Raw genomic sequence first — 25,071 nt, forward strand, 5'->3', positions numbered from 1 at the left:
GGGAAGGTGGAAACTGTCCTGAAACCACCATGGGAGGAATCCGACTAGATTCTTACGGGAGATTAAGTTGGAATGATGGTCGCAAAGACTATATTGCACTGCGACATGGCTGATAGTGAACCGGAATCCCCTTCGTCCCGCCCCCGGCGGCGTACCGCGCCCCTGCCGCTTCCCCAGCAGGTTGCATTGCTGTTGCAGGGCGGGGGGGCACTCGGCTCCTTTCAGGCGGGCGTCTATGATCGGCTCGACGGGTTGGGGATCGACGTCACTTGGGTCGCGGGCATTTCTATCGGTGCGGTCAATGCCGCGATCATCGCGGGCAATCCGCCGCACCGCAGGCTGAGTCGCCTCAAGAAATTCTGGCTGACCGTGTCGGGCGGCATGCCTAATGTCATCCTGCCCGAAATCGACCATATCCGCGAATTCGCGCATCTGATGGCGGCGGGCACGGTCGCTGGTTTCGGCGTGCCGGGCATGTTCCGCCCCCGCCTTTGGCCTGCGCCGCTGATGCCCGAAGGGACGCCGGGCGCGATCAGTTTTTACGACAGCGCGCCATTGAAGGATATGTTGGACGCCTGCGTCGACTGGGACCTTCTGAATGACGGCCCGGTGCGGCTCTCGGTTGGCGCGGTGGACGTGGAAAGCGGCAATTTCGCTTATTGGGATACGCGCGGCCCCGGCGGCAATTCCACCCGCATCGATGCGCGTCATATCATGGCGTCGGGCGCCCTGCCGCCTGGCTTGCCGCCAGTGGAGATCGACGGGCGCTGGTATTGGGACGGCGGCATCGTGTCCAACACGCCGCTGGCCCATGTACTTGACCATCAGACCGACGATATGCTGGTGTTTCAGGTGGACCTGTTTCCTGCCGCCGGACCGATGCCGCGGCAGATCACCGACGTTTATTCCCGCACCAAGGATATTCAATATTCCAGCCGCACCCGGCAGGTGACGGATCAATATCTGCGCCTGCGCCGCGAACATGGAGCGATGCGCGCCTTGCTCGACAAACTGCCGCCGGAATTGCAGAACGACCCTGATGCCCGCCGGCTGCGCGACATGCTGGATTGCGGATCGGTGAACATCGTCCATCTGATCTATCGCAGCCGCAATTGGGAAAGCGGCGCGCGCGACTTCGAGTTTTCGCGCCCCACCATGCTCGACCATTGGAGTCAAGGCCGGGAAGCCGTGGAGGAAGTGATGCATAAGGGCGACCTGATCGCCCGCAACATCATGGACGGCAAAAGCGCTACCTTCGACATCGACGCCCCCGATCACCTCAAGGAGAAAAAGGCATGAGTAAGTCCCTCGCCGGAAAGACCGCCCTTATCACGGGTTCCACATCGGGCATCGGCCTCGCTTATGCCAAGGCGTTGGCAGGGGAGGGCGCGAATGTCGTCATCAACGGGTTTGGCGATGCGGATGCGATCGAGAAGGAGCGGCAGGGGCTGGAGACGCTCTCCGGCGCCAAGGCGCTCTATTCCGGCCATGACCTGACCAAGGTCGACCAGATCGAAGCGATGATGAAGGATGCGGCGGACGCCTTTGGCGGCGTCGACATCCTCATCAACAATGCCGGGATGCAGCATGTCGCCCCGGTGGAGGAATTTCCGCTCGACAAATGGGATCTCATCATCGCGCTGAATCTGAATGCGGCCTTCCATACGACGCGGCTGGCCATTCCCTGGATGAAGTCGAAGAAATGGGGCCGCATCATCCAGACCGCATCGGCTCATTCGCTGACCGCATCGCCCTTCAAGAGCGCCTATGTGACTGCCAAGCACGGCCTTGCGGGCTTCACCAAGACGGTGGCGCTGGAAACGGCGACCTGCGGCATCACCGCCAACTGCATTTCGCCCGGCTATGTCTGGACGCCGCTGGTGGAAAACCAGATTCCCGACACGATGAAGGCGCGGGGCATGACCCGCGAGCAGGTGATGAACGACGTGTTACTCGCGGGCCAACCAACCAAGCAGTTCGTGACCGTGGATCAGGTCGCCGCCATGGCGCTGTTCCTGTGCAGCGACGCCGCCGCTAATATCACCGGCGCCAACATGAGCATCGACGGCGGCTGGACCGCGCAATAAGCGACGCTTTTACTCCCCCTTCCGCTGGCGGGAGGGTGGGGCCTTCGTTCTGTGGCGTGAAATCTTCGCCATCTTCCGCCTTCGTTAATGCCTTGTGGAAATGACCCAGCTATAGGGCGATGAACAGCGCATCTTTCTCTTCACGGGGCTTTCACATCCATGTGCGGTATTATCGGGATCATCGGCAGGGACGACGTGGCGCAGCGGCTGGTGGACGGCCTCCAGCGCCTGGAATATCGCGGCTATGACAGCGCGGGCGTCGCCACCGTCCATGACGGCCTGATCGACCGCCGCCGCGCCGAGGGAAAGCTCGTCAATCTGGTGAAGGCGCTGGAGGATGCGCCGCTCCCCGGCACCATCGGCATCGCCCACACCCGCTGGGCCACCCATGGCGCGCCGACCACCAGCAACGCCCATCCCCATGCCACGCGCGAAGTCGCCCTCGTCCACAATGGCATCATCGAGAATTTCAAGCCGCTGCGCGAGGAACTGATCGCGCGGGGCCGCGTCTTCGACAGCCAGACCGACACGGAAGTCGTCGCCCATCTGGTCAGCGAACTGGTCGAGCAGGGCGCGTCCCCTCGCGAGGCCGTCGAACAGGTACTCCCCCGCCTGCATGGCGCCTTTGCACTGGCCATCCTGTTCCGCAGCCATCCCGATATGCTGATCGGGGCGCGCCTCGGATCGCCGCTGGTCGTCGGCTATGGCGAGGGGGAAACCTATCTGGGTTCCGATGCCCTCGCGCTCGCGCCGCTGACCCAGCGCATCGCCTATCTGGAGGAGGGCGACTGGGTCGTCGTCACCCGCGACGGCGCGGAGATCTTCGACAAGGACAACAATCCCGTCGAGCGTCCCGTCACCATTTCCGGCGTTACCGGCGAGCTGATCTCCAAGGGCAATCACCGTCATTACATGCTCAAGGAGATTTACGAGCAGCCGGTGGTCGTGGCGCAAACGCTGCGTTCCTACTTGCGCCGCATGGAGGATCAGGTGTCACTGCCGGTCCCCGATTTCGACCTGAGCGCGATCCGCCGCGTCACGATCGTCGCTTGCGGCACCAGCTTTTATGCGGGCATGGTCGCGAAATACTGGTTTGAGCAGTTCGCCCGCGTCCCCGCCGACATCGACGTGGCGAGCGAGTTCCGCTACCGCGCGCCGGTGATGGAGGATGGCGGGCTGATGATCGTCATCAGCCAGTCGGGTGAAACCGCCGACACGCTAGCCGCCCTGCGCCACGCCCGGGCCGAGGGGCAGAAGATCGCCGCCGTCGTCAACGTGCCGACCAGCACCATGGCGCGGGAGGCGGACCTGCTGCTCCCCACCCATGCAGGGCCGGAGATCGGCGTCGCCTCGACCAAGGCGTTCACCTGCCAGCTTGCGGTTCTGGCTGCCTTCGCCGCCAATCTCGCCCGCGCCAAGGGACGGCTGGACGAAAAGGCGGAGAAAGAACTGGTCCGCCACCTCGCCGAAGCGCCTGCGGCCCTGAACGCCGCATTGGCCTATGATGAATCGATAGAGGCGATGGCGCATCTGATCGCGGGCGCGCGCGACGTGCTCTATCTGGGGCGCGGACCGGATTATCCGCTGGCGCTGGAAGGGGCGCTGAAGCTCAAGGAGATCAGCTACATCCACGCCGAAGGTTATGCCGCTGGCGAGATGAAGCATGGCCCGATCGCGCTGATCGACGATCAGGTGCCGGTGATCGTCCTGGCGCCCAGCGGGCCGCTCTTTGAAAAGACCGTCAGCAATATGCAGGAGGTGCAGGCGCGCGGTGGCAAGGTCGTGCTGATTTCCGATTATGACGGCGTGCAGGCGGCGGGGGAGGGATGCATCGCGACCATCACCATGCCCAAGGTCCACCCGCTGATAGCGCCGATGGTCTATGCCGTGCCGGTGCAGTTGCTCGCCTATCATGTCGCCGTGGCCAAGGGCACGGACGTTGATCAGCCGAGGAACCTTGCAAAATCCGTCACCGTCGAATGAGGATCAGTGCAGTTCGGTAAAGTCGTAACGGTCGCGCACGCGGGCGTTGAAAAAGCGGCCCTTTGATGGCGCAACTCGCATCCGTTCGACGATTTCTTCCGGCACGTCGAAATAGCGGTAGCGGCGGCCGCTGACGAACAGGATGTCGAGCGCATGGGCGCTGGCGTCATAGTCGAAGCGGTGGATGACGGTCGACGGCATGAAACGTCAACCGTCTGCTCAAGAACGGGTTCCTCAGCCGCCGCCCGGCGCATTGTGCCCGCCCGCCGGGACCGGCCCGCCGCTGGGCGCATGGGCGTGGTCGGGATTGCTGTCCCAGTCGATATGATAGAGATCGAACCGCCGGTCGCGCAGGTTCCTGACCGTGCCCTCCGCCCGCGCCCAGCTCAGGTCCGCGAGGTTCACGTCCGCCATCGTCAGCGTCTCCACATTTTCCGTCGATTCCGCCGCGATCCCGTCGCGCGCGAAGGGCAGGTCGCAGGGTGTCAGGATCGCGCTCTGGGCATATTGGATGTCCATATTGTCGACATTGGGTAGATTGCCGACATTGCCCGACATGACCACATAGCACTGGTTTTCGATTGCCCGCGCCTGACAGCAATAGCGCACGCGCATATAGCCTAGACGGCTGTCGGTGCAGAAAGGGACGAAGATGATGCGCGCGCCCTGATCCACTAGCCGCCGCGCCAGTTCTGGAAACTCGCTGTCGTAGCAGATCAGCACGCCGATGGGGCCGCAGTCGGTCTGGATCACGTCCAGCGCATCGCCCCCCTTGATGTTCCACCAGAAGGCTTCGTTGGGCGTGGGATGGATCTTTTCCTGCCGGTGCAGCGATCCATCGCGTAATGCCACATAGGCGATGTTCTGGATGTCACCATCCTCGGCGCGTGTCGGATGGGAGCCACCGATGATGTTGATATTATATTCCAGCGCCATCCGCTCCAGCTCCTTGGTCAGGCGCGGCGTGTAGCTGGTCAGCCGGTCGATGGCCTCGATAGGCGCCAGCTTCTTCGTCTCATAGGAAAGGAGGGGCAGGGTGAAGAGTTCGGGAAAGACGATGAAGTCCGACCGATAATCCGCCGCTACGTCCACGAAATATTCGATGTTCCGGATGAATTCGTCGAAATCCTTCACCGCGCGCGCCTGTAGCTGACAGGTGGCGAGGCGGACGCCCTCCACCCCGCGCGGTACCCGCATTTCGGGCGCTTCGTCGGGGTCGACATAGGGGTTGCGCCAGACCAGATGCGCGGCGTGGCCCGCCGATTGCTTGTCTTCGGGGAGGTAGTTTTCGAGAACGCCCAGCGGCTCGAACTGGTTCTTGAGCTGGAAGCTGATGACCTGATCGCGCAGCTTGCCAGTGACGACTTTGTCCAGATAATCCGTAGGGCCCTCGACCCGCCGCCGCGCGCGGGCATAGCCCGGCATCCGCCCTGCGATGACGATGCCGTGCAGATCCAGTTCCTCGGCCAGTTCCTTCCGCTCGTCATAAAGCCGTTGGCCGATCCGCAAGCCCCGCAGCTTGGGGTCCACCGCCATCTCATAGCCGTAAAGCCACTCGCCCGCCGCACTGTGCCGCGTGCCGAAGCCGTTGGCGGTGATCTCCTCCCAGTCATGGGCGGAAAAGGCCATGGTCTTGCTGACCCGCATAGTCGCGCAATAGCCCACGACCTTATTGTCGTAGAGCGCCACGAAGCAGCCCTTTGGGAAGTTGTTGATCTGTCCCCTTATGGTGGCCAGCGAATAGTTGGGCATGCCGGGGTAGACGCGGGCAATCAGCCGCTGGATGGCGCGCACGTCGGCGGGAAGGGCGGCGCGAACCTCAAGGCGTTTGCGGGCTGTGCTCGTCATTGTGTCGCTCCCTGGTCATGGAAAAGGCGGCGCTGGTGTCCAGCGCCGCCCTCATTCCGTTTCCGTATTGAAAGCCTGAGAAGGCGATCAGTTCCACTTGCCCATTTCGGCTTCGAGGTTGACGCGGATCTGTTCGAAGAACTGTTCCGTCGTCATCCATGCCTGATCCGGGCCGATCAGCAGTGCCAGATCCTTGGTCATCGCGCCGTCCTCGACGGTCTTGATGCAGACCCTTTCCAGCGTTTCGGCAAAGCGCGTGACATCCGGTGTATCGTCGAACTTGCCGCGGAAGGACAGACCCTGCGTCCAAGCGAAGATCGAGGCGATCGGGTTGGTGGAGGTCGCCTTACCCTGCTGGTGCTGGCGATAGTGGCGGGTGACGGTGCCGTGCGCTGCTTCCGCTTCGATCGTCTTGCCGTCGGGCGACATCAGGACGGAGGTCATGAGGCCGAGCGAACCGAAGCCCTGCGCCACCGTGTCGGACTGCACGTCGCCGTCGTAATTCTTGCAGGCCCAGACGAACTTGCCGCTCCACTTGAGGGCGGAAGCGACCATGTCGTCGATCAGGCGATGTTCGTAGACGATACCGGCCGCTTTGAACTTGTCCGCGAATTCCGCATCGAACACTTCCTGGAACAGGTCCTTGAAGCGGCCGTCATAGGCCTTGAGGATGGTGTTCTTGGTCGACAGGTAGAGCGGCCATCCACGGTCGAGCGCATAGTTCATGCTGGCCTTGGCGAAATCGCGGATCGATTCGTCAAGGTTGTACATGCCCATGGCGACGCCGGAGGAAGGAAAGTTGAACACATCATATTCCAGTTCCTTGCCGTCGGTGCCGACCCACTTCATGGTCAGCTTGCCGGGGCCAGGGACGCGGAAATCGGTGGCGCGATACTGGTCGCCAAAGGCGTGGCGGCCAACGACGATCGGGTCGGTCCAGCCCGGCACCAGACGGGGCACGTTGCGGATCACGATGGGTTCGCGGAACACCACACCGCCCAGGATGTTGCGGATGGTGCCGTTGGGCGACTTCCACATCTGCTTCAGATTGAATTCCTCGACGCGCGCTTCGTCGGGGGTGATGGTGGCGCATTTCACGCCGACGCCATATTCCTTGATCGCGTTCGCGCAATCGACGGTGATCTGGTCGTTCGTCTCGTCACGCTTCTGGACGGACAGATCGTAATATTTAAGGTCGATGTCCAGATAAGGAAGGATGAGGCGCTCGCGAATCCACTCCCAAATGATCCGCGTCATCTCATCGCCATCGATTTCAACGATCGGGTTCTTGACCTTGATCTTCGCCATGCGCCTGTTTCGCTTTCTTCGCTTTGGATGGAATTTCGGACTCGCCCTAGGGAATGCGGCGGCAATGTTCAACCCGCCCGATTGCCCTTGCGAGGCAGGATCAATTCATCTGTCTGGCCGCTTCAGGCCATCGGGCGTTGTCACTGCCCTTGTCTCTCCCTAAAGACGGCTTATGGAAAATGACGAACTGACGGTCGCACTGGGCGGCAATGTGAAATGGCGCTTTCCCTCCGTGCATCCCGAAGGCGTGAAATTCGGCCTGATTGCCGCGGCGATCACCGGCGTTCTCTTTCTGCTGGGCTGGGAAATAGCGGGTTGGCTTATGGTCATCGTGACCATGTGGGTGCTGGCTTTCTTTCGCGATCCGGTCCGCGCCGTGCCGCAGGATGAAAATGCGATCGTCGCGCCTGCCGATGGCCTCATTACGCTGATCCAGCGTGTGCCGCCGCCGCGTGAGATGGCCGGGGCGGACGGGCTGGGCGATCAGCCGATGATCCGCGTGTCTATTTTCATGAGCGTGTTCGATGTGCATATCAACCGCACGCCCATTGGCGGGACGGTGAAGGCGGTCGTCTATATTTCCGGGAAGTTCGTGAACGCCGACCTCGACAAGGCGAGTGAGGATAATGAGCGCCAGCATATATTGGTCGAGCGGCATGACGGTGTGCGCGTGGGCTTCACCCAGATCGCCGGGCTGGTCGCGCGGCGGATCGTGCCATTCGTGAAGCCGGGCGACATGGTCGCGGCGGGACAGCGCATCGGCCTCATCCGTTTTGGCAGCCGGGTGGATGTTTATCTGCCCGCCGGAACCGCCCCCCGCGTGGTGCTGGGGCAGCGAACCGTGGCGGGCGAGACGATTCTCGGTCAGATGGGGGACATGCGCGTCATCAAGGGTATTCAGCAGTGAAGGGCCGACAATGAGGCAGCGGCGGACCATCCCGCGCGGATTGCGTCGGGGGATCACCCTGCGGATGGTCGCGCCCAACGCCGTGACGGCCATGGCGCTGTGCTTTGGTCTGACCGGCGTGCGCTATGGTATTTCGGGTGAATGGGAGAGGGCGGTGCTCTCCATCCTGTTCGCAGGGGTACTGGACGGGTTGGACGGACGGATCGCGCGTCTGTTGCGGGGCGAGAGCCGCTTTGGCGCGGAATTGGATTCGCTGTCCGATTCGATTGCCTTTGGCGTAGCGCCCGCGCTGATCCTGTATCTCTGGTCGTTGCAGGCCATGCCGAAGTTCGGCTGGATATTCGCCCTCGCCCATGCGCTGTCCTGTGCGCTGCGGCTCGCCCGCTTCAACGCCAATATCGATGCGGACGAACAGCCGCATAAGTCGGCGGGCTTCCTCACAGGCGTTCCGGCACCTGCGGGAGCGGGCATCGCCTTCATGCCCATGTATCTGTGGCTGGTGACGGGAGAGCAGATCTTCCGTGAATGGTATGTGGTCGCGCCCTGGGCGGCCTTCACGGCATTTCTCATGATCTCCAGCATCGCGACCTATAGCTGGTCGGCGCTTCGTCTGCGAAAACGGATAAGGCTGGAAGCGATCGCCTTTGCGGGCCTGCTGGCGGCTTTGTTGATTACCGATCCGTGGTTGACGCTGCTGGTCCTGTGCGCGGGTTATGTCGCGACCATTCCCTTTGGCATATTGTCCTATGCCCGGATCAGGCACCACCATTCAGGTCTTGCTGTCTGACGCCTGCCGCAGGTTCATGCGATTAAGGCGCGGACGGGAAAGGTTTGTATGCTTGAATGACGCCCGCCCGGCACGCGGCGGCGGCTGATTCGCAAACGATAGACCGGGGCTTCCCGTGGGATGGGCTCGAACAGCAAGGCCGCAACCATCTTGTCATGATAAAGCGCGAACATCCCGATGATCGTGGCGACCGCCAACAGGAAAGAAGCGAAGAAAACAACTGCTGCGAAGAGGGTGAACATAAGGCGCTCACTTTCTATCTTGCCATTCGCATGGCCTGATCATGATGACGGCGCAAACGGCCTCGAGCGGCCCTTTGTTCCTGATGTTCTCCATATGTTCCATTTTGATCGGCGCGTCAAGCCCTCTTGCATCTGCGCGCGCGCGCCGGTAAAGGGCCGCCCATTCCACATGGGAATCGCACATATCCGGTGCTGAAGGGCTTCCTTCGGTTCCTGATTCCCAGAGGCATCAACCGGAAGGAGAAAAATTATGGCGGCTCCCGTCGTCACCATGAATCAGCTGATCGAAGCCGGCGCTCACTTTGGGCACCAGACCCACCGCTGGAACCCGCGCATGAAGCCGTATATCTTCGGCGACCGCAACGGCATCCACATCCTCGACCTGTCGCAGACCGTGCCGCTCTTCGCGCGCGCTCTGGACTTCGTGTCGGGCACGGTTGCCGCAGGCGGCAAGGTTCTGTTCGTCGGCACCAAGCGTCAGGCGCAGGAGTCCATCGCCGAAGCCGCGCGCAAGTCGGGCCAGCATTTCGTCAACCATCGCTGGCTGGGCGGTATGCTCACCAACTGGAAGACGATCAGCCAGTCGATCAAGCGTCTGAAGACCCTGGAAGAGAAACTGTCGGGCGATACCCACGGCCTCACCAAGAAGGAAGTGCTTCAGATGACCCGTGAGCGCGAGAAGCTGGAGCTTTCGCTCGGCGGCATCCGCGACATGGGCGGCATTCCGGACGTGATGTTCGTGATCGATGCCAACAAGGAAGAGCTGGCGATCAAGGAAGCCAACACGCTGGGCATCCCGGTCGTCGCGATCCTCGATTCGAACGTCTCGCCCGACGGCATCGCTTTCCCGGTTCCGGCGAATGACGACGCCAGCCGCGCGATCCGCCTCTATTGCGAAGCCATCGCCGCCGCCGCGACCAAGGGCAACCGTGGCGCGCAGCAGGCTGCGGGCGTCGACCTGGGCGCTCTGGACGAGCCCGAGGCTGAAGAGGTCGTCGCGCAGGCCTGATAGCGGTCTTTGAACTGCAAAGTAGACAGGCTAGGGCGCGCTCCACTGGAACGCGCCCTGCCGCTTATTTGGAAACATTGAACTTCAAACTTTAGGAGCCGAAACATGGCCGAGATTACCGCTGCTGCCGTCAAGGAACTGCGCGACCGTTCGGGCGCGGGCATGATGGACTGCAAGAAGGCGCTCGCCGAAACCAATGGCGATATGGAAGCCGCCGTCGACTGGCTGCGCGCGAAGGGTCTTGCCGCCGCGCAGAAGAAGTCGAGCCGTACCGCCGCCGAAGGTCTGGTGGGCGTCGCTGTCGCGGGCACCAAGGGCGTAGCCGTCGAGGTGAACAGCGAAACCGACTTCGTCGCCAAGAATGACCAGTTCCAGGATTTCGTCCGCACCGTCGCTGAAATCGCACTGAAGAGCGGCGCCGCCGACGCCGAAGCGCTGTCGGCGCAGGCGCATCCCGCGGGCGGCACCGTGGCGGAGAAGCTGGTGTCGAACATTGCCACCATCGGCGAAAACCAGACTCTGCGCCGCGTTGCCCAGCTTGAAGTAAGCCAGGGCGTCGTCGTTCCCTATGTCCACAACGCCGCGGCGCCGGGCCTAGGCAAGATTGGCGTGCTGGTCGCGCTGGAAGGCGATGCGCCGGCCGACGTTCTGGAACCGCTGGGCAAGCAGATCGCGATGCACATCGCCGCTGCCTTCCCGCTGGCTCTGTCGGCGGCTGACATCGATCCGGCACAGCTGGAGCGTGAGCGTGCCATCGCCGCCGAAAAGGCGGCCGAATCGGGCAAGCCTGCCGAAATCGTCGCCAAGATGGTTGACGGCGCGGTAGCCAAGTTCGCCAAGGAAAACGCCCTGCTGTCGCAGCTTTTCGTGATGGACAACAAGACCCCGGTCGCCGATGTCGTCGCCAAGGCGGCGAAGGATGCGGGTGCGTCCATCAGCTTGAAGAACTATGTCCGTTTCCAGCTCGGCGAAGGTATTGAGAAGGAAACGAGCGATTTCGCAGCTGAGGTAGCCGCCGCTGCCGGCGTCGCCTGATCTGGCAGGCCGTTCGGTTCGGGCGACATCGGGAGGCGCGGCTTCTCGACAAGTTCAGGACCAACGCTAAGGAAAGCTTCGGGTCTTAAAACCCCGCTTCACATAATGGCGCGCACTGCCTAAGGTGCGCGCCATTTCCTTGCCCGTTTATAGATGGAATATTGCCCCGCATGACACGCCCGCCCTTCAAGCGCATATTGCTGAAACTCTCGGGCGAGGTGCTGATGGGGCAGGGGCAGTTCGGCATCGATCCCGAAACGGTGGATCGCGTCGCCAGAGAAATCGCGGCGGCCAAGGATGCGGGTTTCGAGCTGTGCGTCGTCGTGGGCGGTGGCAATATCTTTCGTGGCCTTGCAGGCGCGGCCAAGGGGTTCGACCGGGCGAGCGCCGACTATATGGGGATGCTGGCCACCGTCATGAACGCGCTGGCCGTGCAGAACGCGTTGGAAAAGATCGGCTATGACACCCGTGTCCAGTCGGCGATCCCGATGGCGTCGGTCTGCGAATCCTATATCCGGCGCAAGGCCGTGCGGCACATGGAAAAGGGTCGGATCGTCATCTTCGCGGCGGGCACCGGCAGCCCTTTCTTCACCACCGACACCACGGCGGCCCTGCGGGCTGCGGAAATGAATTGCAATGCGCTGTTCAAGGGCACCAGCGTCGACGGCATCTACAATGCCGATCCCAAGAAGGTGCCGGATGCGGCCCGTTATGAGGAAATCAGCTTCGACAAGGTGCTGAACGACAACCTCAAGGTCATGGACGCAAGCGCCATTGCGCTTTGCCGCGAAAACAATATTCCCATCGTCGTCTTCAACATCCGCGAAACCGGAAACCTGGCCAAGGTGCTGGCAGGTGATGGCGTCGCGACGATCGTTCAAAATCAGGAGCGCTGAAAACCCATGGCTCAATATGACAAAGCGGACCTTGAGCGCCGTATGGCGGGCGCCATCGAATCGCTTAAAGGGGATCTGGCTGGTTTGCGCACCGGGCGCGCCAATGTGCAGCTTCTCGATCCGGTGACGGTCGAAGTCTACGGCGCGCATATGCCGCTCGGCCAGGTGGCGACCGTCTCCGCGCCCGAACCGCGCATGTTGTCCGTGCAGGTGTGGGACAAGGGCAATGTGGGGCCGGTGGACAAGGCGATCCGTTCGGCGGGCCTTGGCCTCAACCCCATCGTCGATGGTCAGACGCTGCGTCTGCCGATCCCTGACCTGACCGAGGAGCGCCGCAAGGAACTGGCCAAGCTCGCCAGCAAATATGCCGAAGGCGCGCGCGTCGCCGTCCGCAATGTTCGCCGCGACGGCATGGACAATCTGAAAGCCGACGAGAAGAAGGGCGAGATCAGCGAGGACGAACGCAAGCGCAAGGAAACCGAAGTCCAAAAGCTGACCGACAGCGTCATTGCGGACATCGACGCGGCTGCGGCCTCCAAGGAGAAGGAAATCCTTGGCCGTTGAGCCGAGGCCCTTGTCCTCCGTGACTCGCGCGAGCATCCTATCCTGATGGCAAGCCAGGCCCAGCCCGATCTTCATCCATCCGGTCCTGCCCATGGCGCGCGCCATGTGGCCATCATTATGGATGGCAATGGCCGCTGGGCGAAGAAGCGCCTGCTTCCTCGTATCGCGGGGCATCGCGCCGGGGTGCAGGCGGTGCGCCGCGTTGCGCGCGCGGCACGGGAGCTGGGGTTGGAATGTCTGACGCTCTATGCCTTCTCGTCGGAAAACTGGAAACGGCCCGCGCATGAGGTCGCCGATCTGATGGCGCTCCTGCGGCATTTCATCCAGTCCGATCTGGACGAGTTCCATGCCAATGACGTGCGGTTGAGGGTGATCGGCAATTATCAGGTGCTCGACCCGTCGCTGGTGACGCTCATAGAAGGGGCTGTTTCCCGCACGGCAGGCAATAGCGGGCCGATTGTCGCTATCGCCCTTAATTATGGGGCGCAGGATGAACTGGTCCGTGTCGCGCAGGCACTGGCGCAAAAGGCGGTGGACAGGGTGATCGCGCCGGACCGGATCGGCATCGAGGATATTGACCGCGCGCTCTACACCGCTGATCTGCCGCCGCTCGACCTGCTTATCCGAACATCGGGCGAGCAGCGCCTCAGCAACTTCATGCTGTGGCAGGCGGCCTATGCCGAACTTTACTTCACGGAAACGCTATGGCCGGATTTCGATGAAACCATGCTCGCGCAGGCGCTGGACGCCTTTCGATTGCGGGACCGGCGCTTCGGCGGGTTGTGACGCATATGGCGAGTGAATTACGCACCCGCACGATCGTCGGCCTCGGCTTGGTTGCGCTTGCGCTCGGCGGGTTGTTGATGGGCGGTTTCTTGTTCTGGCTGCTGCTGGTCGTCGCGGGTGTCCTCATGCAGGGTGAGTGGGGCGCGCTGGTCGGCGCTTCCGAAGAGCGCAGGCGCATGGCCATGTTTGCTGTCTCCGTGCCGCTCGCCATTCTATGCCCCTTGGCGGCGGGCATTTCCTGGCTCGCGTTCGTGTTGATGATGAGCGCCTTTTTCTTCGTGCTGCTGACGGGGCGCTCGCTCGCTCTGGCGCTGGGCGTTCTGTATGTCTGCGTGCCGGTCATGGCGTTGCTGCTGTTGAGAGGGCAGGCGCCTGACGGATACGGTCTTTTGCTGGCCTTCTGGGCCTTGGCATTGGTGTGGGCGACCGACATCGGCGCGTATTTCGCGGGGCGCTCCATTGGCGGGCCGAAGCTGGCGCCGCGCGTCAGTCCATCGAAAACATGGGCAGGATTGGCTGGCGGCGTGCTGGCGGCTCTGCTGACCGGTTTTGCGCTTCATCGTTTTGCCGGATTGCCGATCCAGCTTGCTGCGGCCAGCGGCTTGCTGGCCGTGGCGGCGCAGTTGGGCGACCTTCTGGAAAGCGCCATGAAACGGCGCGCCGGTGTCAAGGATAGCGGCGCATTGCTGCCCGGGCATGGCGGCGTGATGGATCGTCTGGACGGCGTTGTCGCTGCCGCGCCCCTGGCGGCTGCGCTTTTCCTGCTGGTTGGCGCAGCCTGATGCGGAAGGTTTCCATCTTCGGCGCGACCGGGTCGGTCGGCATGTCGACGCTGGACCTTATTCAGCGTGATCCGGATGGTTATGAAATCGTCGCCCTGACTGCCCATAACGATGTTCAGGGGCTAGCGGGGCTGGCTAGGCAATATGGCGCAGCCATGGCCGTGATCGGTCGGGCGGATCTCTATGGCGCGTTGAAGGATGCGCTGGCCGGTTCCGGTATTCGGGCGATGGCCGGGGAGGCCGCCCTTATCGAAGCGGCGCAGGCAGGCGCGGACTGGAGCATGGCGGCGATCGTCGGCTGCGCTGGTCTGCGGCCAACCATGGCGGCGTTGCGGGCAGGCGGCACGGTGGCTCTGGCGAACAAGGAATCGCTGGTGTCGGCCGGGATGCTCATGACCGATGCAGCGGCGGCATCGGGCGCGACATTGCTGCCCGTGGACAGCGAGCACAACGCCATCTTCCAGTGCCTTGCCGGCAGCAGTCTGGAGGAAGTCGCCCGCATCACCCTTACCGCAAGCGGCGGCCCTTTTCGCACGTTCAGCCGTGACGAGATGCGTCACATCACTCCCGATCAGGCCGTTGCCCATCCCAACTGGTCGATGGGCGCGAAGATCAGCGTCGACAGCGCGACGATGATGAACAAAGGGCTCGAACTGATCGAGGCCGCGCATCTTTTCCCCATTGGACTGGATCGGATCGAGATACTGGTCCATCCCCAGTCGGTCATCCATTCGATGGTGGAATATCGCGACCGCTCGACGCTGGCGCAGCTGGGGTCGCCCGACATGCGGATTCCCATCGCTCATGCGCTCGCCTGGCCCAAGCGGATCGCCACGCCCTGCCGGCCGCTCGATCTGGCGTGCATCGGTCGCCTGGATTTCGAAGCGCCCGATGAGAATCGCTTCCCTGCCCTGCGGCTCGCGCGGCAGGCGGCGCAGGCGGACGGTGCCGTTCCCACGATCCTGAACGCCGCCAATGAGGTTGCCGTTGCCGCTTTTCTTGAACGTGCCATCGGCTTCCTTGATATCGCCACGATTGTGGAGGATGTAGTGAACCGCTATAGCGCGGCTGTGCCCCGTCAGATCGACGATGTGCTGGCTGCCGATGCCGAAGCGCGCGCCATGGCAAGGCAGGTGATGGAAAGATTGACGGTTTGATCGAAAATCCCGGCTTCCTTTTGACCGTTCTCGCTTTTGTTGCGGTTATCGGACCACTCGTCTTTGTGCATGAGATGGGGCATTATCTGGTTGGCCGCTGGTGCGGGGTGAAGGCTGACGCCTTTTCCATCGGCTTCGGCCCGGAACTGGCCGCATGGGTGGACCGCCGGGGCACGCGCTGGCGCATCGCGGCCTTTCCGCTGGGCGGCTATGTGAAGTTCAAGGGCGACATGAACGCCGCCAGCCAGACCGATCCCAAATGGCTGGAACAGTCCGCAGCCGAACGCGCGCAAAGTTTCCCCGCAAAACCCTTGTGGCAGCGGGCGGCGATTGTTGCGGCAGGCCCGGCGATCAATTTCCTCTTTGCCATTGTGATCCTGGCCGCTTTCGCCTTTGTTCATGGGGAAAGCCGGACTCCCGCCATAGCAGGTCAGGTGCAACCCGGCAGTGCCGCCGCCGCGGCGGGCATTGAGTCCGGGGATCGCATCGTCTCGCTCAACGGGCGGGAAATGGCGACGTTCGATGACATTCGCCTCTATGCCCAGATCCGTCCCGGAGAGCCGGTGACGATCGTGGTGGAGCGCGATGGCCAGAAGTTCGACCGGCAGGGGCAGATCGGCAGCGTTGAGGAAAAAGACGGCTTCGGCAATAGTTTCCGCATCGGGCGGCTGGGCATTGCGCCCGGCGCCCCGGTGATCGAACCTGTGAGCCTGTGGCGTGCGCCGATAGTCGCCATCGACCGCACGGGCGACATCGTGCGGACCATGGTGGAGACGCTGGGGCAGATCGTCGGCGGTGGACGGTCCGTGAAGGAATTGGGCGGCCCGCTTAAGATCGCGGAAGTGTCCGGTCAGGCCGCGACGCTGGGCGTGGAGAGCTTCGTCTTCTTCATGGCGCTCATTTCAATTAATTTGGGGTTCATCAATCTGTTGCCAATCCCGATGCTGGATGGCGGGCATCTGCTGTTTTACGGGCTGGAGGCGATACAGCGGCGGCCCGTCAGTCCGCAGGTGCAGGAATGGGCCTATCGGTCCGGTCTGGCGCTGTTGCTGACGGTGATGATGCTGGTGACTTTCAACGATTTGTCTTCTTTCGGGCTCTGGGAGCGTCTGTCTGACTTGATCGGTTGATCCGCATCGGGCAGGGAGACGCGATTTCGCATCGTCTATACGGACGGCAAAGAACTTTATTTTGAGGGTGGAGCGGGTGACAGCGATGATGAGCAGCAACAGGCAGCGTCCGGTCGTCGCGGCCTTGCTTGCGACAACGATGATCGCGGGCCTGTCCGCCGTGCCGGCTTATGCCCAGCAAAGTGCGCCTGCGCCTGCCGCGCCGCCTGTCGCCGCCCCCGCAGCGGCGCCTGCCGGAACCGTTCGCAGCCTGACCGTCTCGGGGCAACAGCGTCTGGAGCCGGACACGGTGCTGTCCTACACCAAGCTGCGTCTGGGCCAGCCCTTCACGCAGGAATCGCTCGATCAGGCATTGCGCGATCTCTATGAAACCGAACTCTTCGCCGATGTGCAGATCCGCAACGACAATGGTGCGCTCACCATCGAGGTGAAGGAAAATCCGGTCATCAACCGCATCGTCCTGGAAGGCAACAAGCGCCTGAAGGAAGAGAAGATCCGGCCGGAAATCAAGCTCGCCCCGCGCCAGATATATACCCGTTCGAAGGTTCGTGCCGACGTTGCCCGCATCATCGAACTGTATCGCCGTCAGGGTCGCTTTGCCGCGACGGTCGAACCGAAGATGGTGCAACTCGACCAGAACCGCGTCGATATCGTATTCGAGATTTCGGAAGGGCCCAAGTCTAAGGTCCGTCAGATCAATATCATCGGCAACGAGAAGTTTGGCGATGGCGAATTGCGTAGCCAGATGGTGACGAAGCAATCGCGCTGGTTCCGGATTTTCTCGTCCGGCACCAGCTACGATCCCGACCGTCTGGCCTATGACCAGCAGAAGCTGCGTCAATTCTATCTGACGGAAGGCTATGCCGACTTCCGTGTGACGTCGGCGGTGGCGGAACTGACGCCCGACAAGCAGGACTTCATCATCACCTATGTGGTGGAAGAAGGGGATCGCTACAAATTTGGCGATGTGAAGGTAGAGAGCGACATTCGCGACCTGTCGGGCGATTCTCTGACCAAGATGCTGCCCATGAAGAAGGGCGCCTGGTACAATGCCAAGCAGGTCGAAGATACGGTCGATACGCTGAGCGAGACCGCGGGCCTGTTCGGCTACGCCTTCGCCGACGTGCAGCCGGATTTCCAGCGCGACAAGGACACGCTGACGATGGGGATCAATTTCCGCATCGCCAATGCGCCGCGCGTCTATGTTGAGCGGGTGGACATCAACGGTAATACGCTGACGCAGGACAAGGTCGTCCGCCGCGAATTTCGTCTGGCCGAAGGGGACGCCTTCAACAGCTTCCTCGTCAAGCGGTCCAAGGATCGCATCAATTCGCTCGGCTTTTTCCAGGAAAAGTTGGAGGTGGAGCAGAAACCGGGCTCGGCGCCCGATCGCATCGTGCTTGAAACCAACGTGCAGGAAAAATCCACCGGCGAACTTTCGCTGTCGGCCGGTTTTTCGTCATTGGAGCGGTTCATCGTATCGGCGTCGATCACCCAGCGCAATTTCCGTGGCAAGGGCCAGGAACTCCGCACCAGCGTCAACTGGTCCAGCTACTCGAAGTCGGTTGAGCTAGGCTTCACCGAACCCTATTTCATGGACAAGAACATCGCGCTGGGCGGCGACATTTATCGTCGTGACCTCAACAGCTTCCGTTATCTCAACAATAACGACCGCGATACGACGTATGAACAGACGACCACCGGCTTTCAGATCCGCGCGGGCGTCCCGATCACCGAATATATGTCGCTGGCGCTGCGCTACAGCCTGAATTTGGATGATGTGACGCTGGACAAGGATACCTATTATTCCGATCCGGATGGTTCGGGTCCATCGCAATCGCAATGTGACCCCTTGCTTGCAGGCCGCTATCTCTGCGACGCCATCGGCAAGCGCACCACATCGTCCATCGGTTATTCGCTGATTTACGATACTCGCGATAATCGCATCCGTCCGACGCGCGGTCATAACATCGTTCTGAGCCAGGATTTTGCTGGGCTTGGCGGCAGTGTCAAATATGTGCGTACCCGCCTCAACGGTTCCAAATATTGGCCGTTGGGTGGCGGTTTCATTTTCTCGCTGTCCGGCGAAGGCGGCTATATCCATTCGCTGGAAGGGGAGCGCCGTGATGCTTCGGGCGATTTGGTTGACAAGGTTCGTCTGACTGATCGCTTCTTCCTGGGTGAGCCGCAAATTCGCGGTTTCGACATTCGCGGTATCGGTCCTCGGGTCAAGCGTTTCTACCTCACCAAGGATGCGGACGGGAACTATGTGCGCGGGAGCGGAAGCAACAGCGTTTCCGACGATGCCTTGGGTGGCAAAATCTACTATATGGCGCGCGCTGAAGTCGAAATTCCATTGGGTTCCGGTGCACGCGAAATGGGGCTTCGGCCTTCGATATTCGTTGATGCCGGCGCCGTAGCCGGGCTCAAAAATCCCTCGGTTATTTCCCACTCGCCAGGCGTTTGCGCCAACAACACAACCGGTGCGCGTACGCCGGCAGTGAGCGACGGCGTGTGTCCAGGCGACAATATTACAGACCCAACCCAGAACACGCATTCTCTTCTCATCGGGCCGTTCGAGGAAGAATATCTCGGCGACACGCTTAAACCGCGTGTGTCCGTTGGCTTTGGCGTCAACTGGAACTCGCCTTTCGGGCCGTTCCGCATCGACATCGCCAAGGCCCTGCTCAAGGAACCAGGGGACGATACCAAACTGATCACCTTCAACGTAGGGACTCAATTCTGATGAAAATGATCTTCAAGGCCGCCGCGATCGCACTCGCGCCCGTTTCCGTCATCGCGCTTTCGACCGCGCCCGCTGTTGCCCAGTCGAAACAGGGCATCGCTGTCGTCGACATCCAGCGCGCCGTTGCGACCAGCAACGCCTACACCGCCGCACGCGGTCAGATCCAGACGACCTACAAGGCGCAGATCGACAGCTTCACCGCGCGCAAGAACGCCATCGACGCCGACCTGAAGGCGAAGGCGACCGCGCTGGAAACTGCCGCGAAGGCTGCCGGTGGCAAGAGCACGCCCGCGCTTCAGGCGCAATATGAAGCCTATCAGAAGGCAGGACAGGACGGCCAGGCCGAATTGCAGCGTTTGGGCCAGCCCATCGGTCTCGCCAACGCCTATGTCGAAGAGCAAATCTCGGCGAAGCTGTCCGATGCGCTCAAGACCGCGATGAGCAAGGCGAAGGTTGACCTGGTGCTTGGCCCCGACGCCACCGTTTCTTATCAGCCCAGCGTCGACATCACGCAGAATGTGGTGACCGAACTCAATGCGCTGGTTCCCTCCGTCGGCATCACGCCGCCGGCCGGCTGGCGTCCGGGCGGTCAGCAGCAGGGGCAGGCACCCGCGGCGGCTGCTCCCGCTCCCGCCAACCCCTCGCAGCAGCCGACCTCGCGCTGATCGAAGATGACCGATCAGCCTGAAGCGGCTGCCGCTGCTCTTGGCCCCATGGATGTCCGCGGGGTCATGGCGGCGCTTCCGCACCGTTATCCGATGCTGCTCGTCGATCGCGTGGTTTCGCTTGTGCCTAATAGCGCGATCCACGCGGTGAAGGCGGTTTCCGTGAATGAGCCCTTTTTCCAGGGCCATTTCCCGACACGGCCGATCATGCCGGGCGTGCTGATCGTGGAAGCCATGGCGCAGGCGGCGGGCGTGCTCGCCGTAGAAACCATGCAACTCGCCAATTCCGGCAAGCTGGTCTACTTCATGAGCATCGACGGCGCGAAGTTCCGTTCGCCGGTCGAGCCGGGCTGCCTGCTGGACCTTCATGTTGAGATCACCCAGTCGCGCGGCGCGATATGCAAATTCGCGGGCAAGGCGATGATCGAGGGCAAGCTGGTGGCGGAAGCCAACTTCGTCGCCATGATCTCGGACCCGCCGAAGGACTGACGGGCAGGGGGAAAGGGCAGCCTTTCCCCCTTGCTTTTGGGCGGAAACGCATGTAACCGCGCGCCTTCGCCATTTTGGGCATCCACGGCCGGTCGGAAACCGGCCATATATGGAGCAAATCATGAAAGCCGATACGCATCCCGATTACCACTTCATCACCGTCCAGATGACCGACGGTTCGACCTTCCGCACCCGCTCCACCTGGGGCAAGGAAGGCGACACGATGGCGCTCGACATCGATCCCAAGTCGCACCCGGCATGGATCGGCGGTCAGCGTCAGCTCGACCAAGGCGGCCAGGTGGCGCGCTTCAACAAGCGTTTCGGCGGCTTGACGCTGAAGAAATAATCTCATCCGCGAGGATGAGTGAGAAGGGCGCCCGTAACGGCGCCCTTTTGTTTTGGGCGGTTGTGCGGGCGATTGGGCAGGTGAGCACCGCGGCAGCTTCCAGATGCCCACGGACGAGAAGCAGACATGCTACTTTCATCCGATTCGATGCTCACCCTTGCTGCTGCTGATAATTGGAACAATGCGCCTTCCGGCCGAAAATTTAGCGGCGGCGCGCCTCATCATGAGACGAATGGCCGTCGCTAGTCGTGCAGAAGAAGGCTGCATCGAATATGGCTATGCGGAAGACCTGTTCGATGCCGGCCTCATCCACGTCAAAGAATTGTGGACCGACCAAGTGGCATTGGATCGCCATTTCTCATCGGATCATATCGCTGAATGGCGGGCGGCATGGCCTGATCTTGGTATCGGCAATCGCGATTTGCGTGTCTATGATGTTGACGAGCCACGTTGGACTTGATCCGCGCCCCGTTGGTCCGCTTTCAAACACCGACTAAGCCAGCCTTGTTAGCAAAAAAAATGGCCGATTGCCGCCAAAACCAACAAGGGTTCGTCCTCACTCCCCGGCGGTGGTGCGCTCCTCATCAAGGAATGCCGCCACATCGGCCAGCGCCACATCCTTCGACAGGAATGATCGGCCGATCCCCCGCGCCAGCAGGAAGGGAAGGGTGCCAGCCGCCATCTTCTTGTCGTGGAGCATGTGTGCGACCAGCGCCGCACCATCCGCCTGCACATGCGCGCTGGCAAGATCATATGGCAGGCCCACTGCCTTGAGATGCGCCGTCACGCGCTCTGCTTCGCTCGCCGGGCAGAGGCCGAGCCGAGCCGAGTAGCGGAAGGCCAGCGCCATGCCTGCCGCCACGCCTTCGCCATGCAGCAGCGTGTCGGAAAAGCCCGTATCGGCTTCCAGCGCATGGCCGAAGGTATGGCCAAGGTTGAGGAGGGCGCGACGGCCCGATGTTTCGCGTTCGTCGTCGGCGACGATGGCGGCTTTGGCCCGGACGCTGCGTTCGATCGCATATTCGCGGGCTTTGGGGTCGCCCGCCAGCAGCTTGTTCCCCTCCCGCTCGCACCAGACGAAGAAATCGGGATCGTCGATCAGGCCATATTTCACGACCTCCGCATAACCGGCCCGCGTTTCGCGTGGCGGCAGGCTGTCGAGCGTCGACGGGTCGATCAGGACAAGGGCAGGCTGATAGAAGCTGCCGATCAGATTCTTGCCGGCCTTGGCATTGATGGCGGTCTTGCCGCCGACCGAACTATCGACCTGCGCGAGCAGGGTCGTGGGCACCTGAATGAAATGGCATCCGCGCTTCAGGATCGACGCGGCGAAGCCCACCAGATCGCCGATCACGCCGCCGCCCAGCGCCACGATATGATCGCCACGCTCGATCTCCAGCGCGAGGAGGTCGTCCAGCAGGCTTTCCAGGTGCCGCCAGCTTTTGGTCGGCTCGCCGGGTGGCAGGATGATCGGCTCGACGCTCACATTGGCGGCGCGCAGGCTCGCCTCCAGCCGGGGAAGTTGCGCGGCGGCGACATGCGCGTCGGTCACGACAACCAGCCGCCCCTTGCGCGCATAACCCGCCAGATAGCTGCCCGCACGATCCAGCGCGCCCTGTTCGATCATGATGTCGTAACTGCGCGCGTCCAGCGCGACTTGCACTATTGCCATGCTGGAAGTTGCTCCAATATCCGTTCGACCGCGACTTCATGCGGCGCGGCGATGCTTTTCACATGAATGGGAGCGAGCGCGTAGACCGGATTGCGAACGGCCGCCAGTTCAGTCAGCACCACGCGCGGGTCTTTCCCCTTGAGCAGGGGACGCCCTTCGCGGCGGGACACGCGGTCGACCAATATGTCGATGTCGGCGTCCAGCCATATGGCGGTCGCCTGATCGAGGATCAGGGCGCGCGTGTCGTCTTGCATGAACGCGCCGCCACCCGTTGCGATGACCTTTGGCGCGCCATCCATCAGGCGCGCGATCACCCGGCGTTCGCCGTCGCGGAAATGCGCTTCGCCGAAGCGTTCGAAAATCTCGCTAACGCTCATCCCGGCGGCCTTTTCGATCTCTTCATCGGCATCGACGAACGCAAGGCCGATGCGCGCGGCAAGGCGCCGCCCCACCGTGGATTTGCCGACACCCATCATGCCGACCAGAACGATCGGTCCGCGCTTCAGGGCGGCTGCCGTGGATTTGCTGTTTCGCTGCATGGCGACCGGGGCTATACAGCCAGCCGTCACTGAGGCAAATCGCAACTTTCCTTTCTTGAACCGGCAAAGGGCCGCAGAAGGACACATGAAGAACAATCGTTCCTACAGCAGTTTCGAAGGTAGATCCCGTCGCCGGACGCGGTTGCCCATCATTCCCGTCATATTGGTGATCCTGTTGATTGCGCTGATAGCTTTCCTCTGGTCGCGCGGCGGCGAACAACCGCAGCAGCGCGTGGAAAAGGTTATCTCCGCCGAAAAGCTGGGCAAATAAAGCCGATGCCGTGTCGTCGGGGGAATGCGAAGTGGACGCTGGGTACGCTTGCCCTTGCGCTGGCTCTGCCGGTTGTGGCGCAGGATGCGCCTGAATCCTTGCTGCCTCCGGGTTTTGGCGACGCGCCGACCTCGCCTACACCCTCGCCATCGCAACCCGGACGCGCCTCATCGCCTTCACCGGCCACGCCTGCCCCCGCGACACCGCCGCCCGCTCTTTCCCTAACCCTCCCGGATGAGGCGACGGCGAACAACAGCGCGGCGCAAGAACTGAGCGCAGCGGAACTCGCTGCCCAGAAGGCGAAATATGATCTCCCGCAAAGCGCCCGCCGCTCGCTGGATCGCATTGGCCCGCTGACGCCGCAGACATTGGGACTGGAGCCTGATGCGTTCGGATCGGAATCCGGCCAGTTCCTCGCTATTTTGATGAAGGAGACGCGCGCGCCGATCGTGTCGCGCTGGGGTTCCATTCTGCTGCGCCGGACGCTGCTGACCGCGACGGATACCCCGCGCGGCATCGACGGCGCGGACTGGGTGGCGGAACGCGCCTGGCTGTTGCTGCGTATGGGGGAGGCCGACAGCGCTCGCCTGCTGGTGCAGAGCGTGGATGCGGACCGCTTCACGCCGCGCCTCTATGCGGTCGCCATGCAGACCTATCTGGCGACGGCGGACCCGGCGGGACTGTGCCCGCTGTCTGCGGGCGCGCTGAAGGTCAGCAAGGAACCAGGTTGGGACATGACCCGGGCGATCTGCGCGGCGCTTTCCGGTGATCAGGGGTCGGCCAGCGGCGCGCTCAACCAGACGCGGCGTCGCGGTATCGTGCGTGGGATCGACTATCGGCTGGCGGAAAAGATGGTCGGCACCGGATTCAACGCCCGCCGGTCAGTGAAGATCGAATGGGACGGGATCGACCGGCTGACAGCGTGGCGGTTCGGTCTCGCGACGGCGCTGAATGTCGAAATCCCGGCAAATCTCTATGCGACGGTTGGGCCGCATGTTCGGGCGTGGGAAGCGCGCGCGCCTGCTCTCTCCGTGGTTCGGCGTCAGCCGGGCGCGGATATGGCGGCGCGCCTTGGCGTGTTTTCGAGCCGGGCGCTGGTCGGCTTTTACAGCGAGTTGGGCGCGGAAGGCGATGCGCCGGCTGCGCTTGGCGACAGGGTCGACGCCTTGCGCGCCGCTTATGGAGGGCCGACCGTCGCCGCCCGGTTGCAGGGGATGCACACCATCTGGCAGGACAGCGCGCGGCCTGATTATGTCGGCCTGATCGCCACCGCGCGGGCGGCGGCGGCACTGCCCGTCGCGCAGGTGGAAGCGCGCGATGCGGCCAGCCTGGTCGCGGCGATGCTGACGGCGGGATATGATCGCAATGCAGCGCTCTGGGCGCGCGCGGCGGGAACGCTGGATGGCGATGGCGCGTCCGATCTTTGGGCGTTGCTCGCTGTCGGCGCGCCCAGTGCGCTTGTCGAAGTCAGCCAGAGCCGCGTGTCCGGCTTTATCGACGACGCCGGTCCCGCGCGTGGAGGTCTGCTTGTCGCCGCCTTGGCGGGCCTGTCGCGGCTTTCATCATCCGATGCTGCCGCGCTGGCGCAGGATAATGGCTTCACCCTTGCCGCCAACAGCCGGTGGGCAAGGGCGATCGGGGCCGCGGCCCAGCGGGGAGAGAAGGGAACCGTCGCCCTGCTCGCCGCTGTCGGCATGCAGGCGGCGGAATGGGGACGTCTGCCGCCCGGTCATCTGTTCCACATCGTCGCCGCATTGCATCGTGTGGGGCTGGATCCCGAAGCACGGATGATCGCGGCGGAAGCGCTGACCCGCGCCTGATC

At 62.4% G+C, this 25,071-nt stretch carries 26 protein-coding genes; 20 read left to right on the forward strand and 6 right to left on the reverse strand.

Annotated elements, in window-relative coordinates:
- The first annotated feature begins 105 nt into the window (after positions 1-105).
- The 3 genes from LDB26_RS02960 (at position 106) to glmS (ending at position 4,070) form a co-directional block, all read left to right on the forward strand.
- On the forward strand, positions 106-1,299 hold the full coding sequence (locus LDB26_RS02960; RefSeq protein ID WP_257540245.1) for a DUF3734 domain-containing protein: 1,194 nt from the start codon (positions 106-108) through the stop codon (positions 1,297-1,299).
- Positions 1,296-2,087, forward strand: coding sequence for a 3-hydroxybutyrate dehydrogenase (locus LDB26_RS02965; RefSeq protein WP_257540247.1), 792 nt, complete (start codon positions 1,296-1,298; stop codon positions 2,085-2,087). Before LDB26_RS02960 ends, LDB26_RS02965 begins: the two co-directional genes overlap by 4 nt.
- A gap of 159 nt (positions 2,088-2,246) precedes the next feature.
- Positions 2,247-4,070 (forward strand): glutamine--fructose-6-phosphate transaminase (isomerizing), encoded by a 1,824-nt coding sequence (gene glmS / locus LDB26_RS02970; protein ID WP_257540249.1) that lies wholly within the window; start codon positions 2,247-2,249, stop codon positions 4,068-4,070.
- Positions 4,071-4,073: 3 nt separating this feature from the next.
- Here the strand turns inward: glmS and LDB26_RS02975 are convergent, their stop codons facing one another.
- From LDB26_RS02975 to LDB26_RS02985, 3 genes are all read right to left on the reverse strand, one after another.
- On the reverse strand, positions 4,074-4,271 hold the full coding sequence (locus tag LDB26_RS02975) for a KTSC domain-containing protein (protein ID WP_062063915.1): 198 nt from the start codon (positions 4,269-4,271) through the stop codon (positions 4,074-4,076).
- Positions 4,272-4,304: 33 nt separating this feature from the next.
- Positions 4,305-5,918, reverse strand: a complete 1,614-nt coding sequence (locus tag LDB26_RS02980; protein ID WP_062063917.1) for a carbon-nitrogen hydrolase family protein — start codon at positions 5,916-5,918, stop codon at positions 4,305-4,307.
- Between the two features lie 87 nt (positions 5,919-6,005).
- Positions 6,006-7,226, reverse strand: coding sequence for an NADP-dependent isocitrate dehydrogenase (locus LDB26_RS02985; protein ID WP_062063918.1), 1,221 nt, complete (start codon positions 7,224-7,226; stop codon positions 6,006-6,008).
- A 172-nt stretch (positions 7,227-7,398) separates the two neighbouring features.
- Between LDB26_RS02985 and LDB26_RS02990 the strand changes: the two genes are divergently transcribed.
- Both LDB26_RS02990 and LDB26_RS02995 read left to right on the forward strand, forming a co-directional pair.
- Positions 7,399-8,133 carry a phosphatidylserine decarboxylase gene (locus tag LDB26_RS02990; RefSeq protein WP_257540251.1) on the forward strand — a complete coding sequence of 245 codons (735 nt, stop codon included), beginning with the start codon at positions 7,399-7,401 and terminating at the stop codon, positions 8,131-8,133.
- Between the two features lie 10 nt (positions 8,134-8,143).
- The gene (locus tag LDB26_RS02995) at positions 8,144-8,920 is read left to right on the forward strand and encodes a phosphatidylcholine/phosphatidylserine synthase (protein ID WP_062063922.1); all 777 of its coding nucleotides are present in this window, start codon (positions 8,144-8,146) and stop codon (positions 8,918-8,920) included.
- A gap of 14 nt (positions 8,921-8,934) precedes the next feature.
- Here the strand turns inward: LDB26_RS02995 and LDB26_RS03000 are convergent, their stop codons facing one another.
- The gene (locus tag LDB26_RS03000) at positions 8,935-9,162 is read right to left on the reverse strand and encodes a hypothetical protein (protein ID WP_062063923.1); all 228 of its coding nucleotides are present in this window, start codon (positions 9,160-9,162) and stop codon (positions 8,935-8,937) included.
- 250 nt (positions 9,163-9,412) lie between these two features.
- Here LDB26_RS03000 and rpsB point away from each other — a divergent pair, with 250 nt between their 5' ends.
- The 13 genes from rpsB to LDB26_RS03065 all read left to right on the forward strand — a co-directional run bounded on the left by rpsB (position 9,413) and on the right by LDB26_RS03065 (position 21,227).
- Positions 9,413-10,171, forward strand: coding sequence for a 30S ribosomal protein S2 (gene rpsB / locus LDB26_RS03005; protein ID WP_062063925.1), 759 nt, complete (start codon positions 9,413-9,415; stop codon positions 10,169-10,171).
- A 105-nt stretch (positions 10,172-10,276) separates the two neighbouring features.
- Positions 10,277-11,206, forward strand: coding sequence for a translation elongation factor Ts (gene tsf, locus LDB26_RS03010; protein ID WP_257540253.1), 930 nt, complete (start codon positions 10,277-10,279; stop codon positions 11,204-11,206).
- A 170-nt stretch (positions 11,207-11,376) separates the two neighbouring features.
- The gene (pyrH, locus tag LDB26_RS03015; protein ID WP_062063929.1) at positions 11,377-12,102 is read left to right on the forward strand and encodes a UMP kinase; all 726 of its coding nucleotides are present in this window, start codon (positions 11,377-11,379) and stop codon (positions 12,100-12,102) included.
- Between the two features lie 6 nt (positions 12,103-12,108).
- Complete coding sequence (gene frr, locus LDB26_RS03020) at positions 12,109-12,666, forward strand: ribosome recycling factor (RefSeq protein ID WP_062063931.1); 558 nt, start codon at positions 12,109-12,111, stop codon at positions 12,664-12,666.
- 45 nt (positions 12,667-12,711) lie between these two features.
- Positions 12,712-13,452: a polyprenyl diphosphate synthase gene (gene uppS / locus LDB26_RS03025; RefSeq protein WP_257540255.1), complete on the forward strand. Its 741-nt coding sequence runs from the start codon at positions 12,712-12,714 to the stop codon at positions 13,450-13,452.
- A gap of 5 nt (positions 13,453-13,457) precedes the next feature.
- Positions 13,458-14,234 (forward strand): phosphatidate cytidylyltransferase, encoded by a 777-nt coding sequence (locus tag LDB26_RS03030; RefSeq protein ID WP_257540257.1) that lies wholly within the window; start codon positions 13,458-13,460, stop codon positions 14,232-14,234.
- Entirely contained in the window at positions 14,234-15,391 is a 1,158-nt protein-coding gene (locus LDB26_RS03035; RefSeq protein WP_257540259.1) for a 1-deoxy-D-xylulose-5-phosphate reductoisomerase, read from the forward strand. The genes LDB26_RS03030 and LDB26_RS03035 overlap by 1 nt, the downstream gene beginning before the upstream one ends.
- Positions 15,388-16,521, forward strand: coding sequence for an RIP metalloprotease RseP (gene rseP, locus LDB26_RS03040; protein ID WP_257540261.1), 1,134 nt, complete (start codon positions 15,388-15,390; stop codon positions 16,519-16,521). The genes LDB26_RS03035 and rseP overlap by 4 nt, the downstream gene beginning before the upstream one ends.
- Positions 16,522-16,606: 85 nt before the next feature.
- The gene (bamA, locus tag LDB26_RS03045; RefSeq protein WP_257540263.1) at positions 16,607-19,267 is read left to right on the forward strand and encodes an outer membrane protein assembly factor BamA; all 2,661 of its coding nucleotides are present in this window, start codon (positions 16,607-16,609) and stop codon (positions 19,265-19,267) included.
- Positions 19,267-19,932 (forward strand): OmpH family outer membrane protein, encoded by a 666-nt coding sequence (locus tag LDB26_RS03050; protein WP_062063942.1) that lies wholly within the window; start codon positions 19,267-19,269, stop codon positions 19,930-19,932. Before bamA ends, LDB26_RS03050 begins: the two co-directional genes overlap by 1 nt.
- Before the next feature lie 6 nt (positions 19,933-19,938).
- Positions 19,939-20,421 (forward strand): 3-hydroxyacyl-ACP dehydratase FabZ, encoded by a 483-nt coding sequence (gene fabZ, locus LDB26_RS03055; protein ID WP_062063944.1) that lies wholly within the window; start codon positions 19,939-19,941, stop codon positions 20,419-20,421.
- Between the two features lie 121 nt (positions 20,422-20,542).
- Positions 20,543-20,767, forward strand: a complete 225-nt coding sequence (gene rpmE, locus LDB26_RS03060) for a 50S ribosomal protein L31 (protein ID WP_021245674.1) — start codon at positions 20,543-20,545, stop codon at positions 20,765-20,767.
- A gap of 157 nt (positions 20,768-20,924) precedes the next feature.
- On the forward strand, positions 20,925-21,227 hold the full coding sequence (locus tag LDB26_RS03065; protein WP_231746429.1) for a putative quinol monooxygenase: 303 nt from the start codon (positions 20,925-20,927) through the stop codon (positions 21,225-21,227).
- 96 nt (positions 21,228-21,323) lie between these two features.
- Here the strand turns inward: LDB26_RS03065 and aroB are convergent, their stop codons facing one another.
- The gene (aroB, locus tag LDB26_RS03070) at positions 21,324-22,439 is read right to left on the reverse strand and encodes a 3-dehydroquinate synthase (RefSeq protein WP_062063946.1); all 1,116 of its coding nucleotides are present in this window, start codon (positions 22,437-22,439) and stop codon (positions 21,324-21,326) included.
- Entirely contained in the window at positions 22,430-22,978 is a 549-nt protein-coding gene (locus tag LDB26_RS03075) for a shikimate kinase (protein WP_257541957.1), read from the reverse strand. Before LDB26_RS03075 ends, aroB begins: the two co-directional genes overlap by 10 nt.
- 85 nt (positions 22,979-23,063) lie before the next feature.
- On the opposite strand from LDB26_RS03075, the gene LDB26_RS03080 reads away from it, so the two are divergent.
- Positions 23,064-23,249, forward strand: coding sequence for a hypothetical protein (locus tag LDB26_RS03080; protein WP_062063948.1), 186 nt, complete (start codon positions 23,064-23,066; stop codon positions 23,247-23,249).
- Between the two features lie 5 nt (positions 23,250-23,254).
- On the forward strand, positions 23,255-25,069 hold the full coding sequence (locus LDB26_RS03085) for a hypothetical protein (RefSeq protein ID WP_257540266.1): 1,815 nt from the start codon (positions 23,255-23,257) through the stop codon (positions 25,067-25,069).
- Positions 25,070-25,071: the final 2 nt, after the last annotated feature.

Origin of the sequence: Sphingobium sp. CFD-1 (genome assembly GCF_024611115.1) — a bacterium.
GTDB lineage: Bacteria > Pseudomonadota > Alphaproteobacteria > Sphingomonadales > Sphingomonadaceae > Sphingobium > Sphingobium baderi_A.